The following is a 928-nucleotide window of genomic DNA, read 5'->3' on the forward strand; positions in this document are numbered from 1 at the left end:
CGGTGTACGTTCGTCCTACAGATGGAGAACCGTTCATGCACATCTATAGAAGATAAATGTTCAAACAAAAGACAGGCACTACCCTGAAAAGGAGCTGTGCCTGGTTTTTTGGTTTGAAGATTCTTTGTCCTTAGTCTGTGCATGTTCGCTTACGGGTAAAGCTTCTATATGCATCTGTCATCAGGCATATAAGTACTGTAGAATAGACTACCGAACCTTGATTTGACTTTAACCAACAATATGTTTATACTTTGTATATACTAAATTTGTTGGGGGCGGTTCCATGTTTCAGGTTCAAAAATGGGGTAACAGCTTGGGTATTCGCATCCCGAAGTCCCTTGCCTTGAAAGTAGGTCTTAAGGAAGGCTCCGAGGTCGACCTAGACGTGGAAGATGGTCACCTCGTAATTAAGCCGAAATCGTCCACTCTGGATGAACTTCTAGTCCAGGTTAAGCCGGAAAACCTCCATAAAGAGGTTTCGACTGGCGAGCCACAAGGACGGGAAACATGGTAGACAGTCAGTATGTGCCTGATCGAGGCGACTTGGTGTGGTTACAATTCAACCCGCAAGCAGGCCATGAGCAAGCTGGGAAGCGCCCTGCTTTGGTTATATCACCCGCAGCGTATAACGGTAAGGTTGGGCTTTCTCTGCTCTGTCCGGTAACCTCCAAGATCAAGGGCTACCCATTCGAAGTCATCATTCCGCAGGATTTGCCTATCGAGGGGGTAATTCTCTCCGATCAGGTGAAAAGTCTCGACTGGCAGTCCCGACAGGCAACTTTCATCTGTAAAGTTCCAGATGAGACGCTGGCTGAGGTTGTTTCAAAAATGGAGTTGTTGATTCGATAACAGCTTTTTGCCTTCAAATGGGGTTTCTTGGAAGGCTCTTCGACAAAAAGGTCCACGTCAACCTCTACGTGCGAACGAC

At 46.8% G+C, this 928-nt stretch carries 2 protein-coding genes; both read left to right on the plus strand.

Going from position 1 to position 928, the window contains the following annotated elements; all coding sequences use genetic code 11:
• The first annotated feature begins 283 nt into the window (after positions 1-283).
• Complete coding sequence (locus tag ACI7RC_RS27725) at positions 284-514, plus strand: AbrB/MazE/SpoVT family DNA-binding domain-containing protein (protein WP_408111382.1); 231 nt, start codon at positions 284-286, stop codon at positions 512-514.
• On the plus strand, positions 508-849 hold the full coding sequence (gene mazF, locus ACI7RC_RS27730) for an endoribonuclease MazF (protein WP_408111383.1): 342 nt from the start codon (positions 508-510) through the stop codon (positions 847-849). Before ACI7RC_RS27725 ends, mazF begins: the two co-directional genes overlap by 7 nt.
• Positions 850-928 lie beyond the last annotated feature (79 nt).

This window comes from Brevibacillus sp. B_LB10_24 (assembly GCF_046036945.1).
Taxonomy (GTDB): domain Bacteria; phylum Bacillota; class Bacilli; order Brevibacillales; family Brevibacillaceae; genus Brevibacillus_C.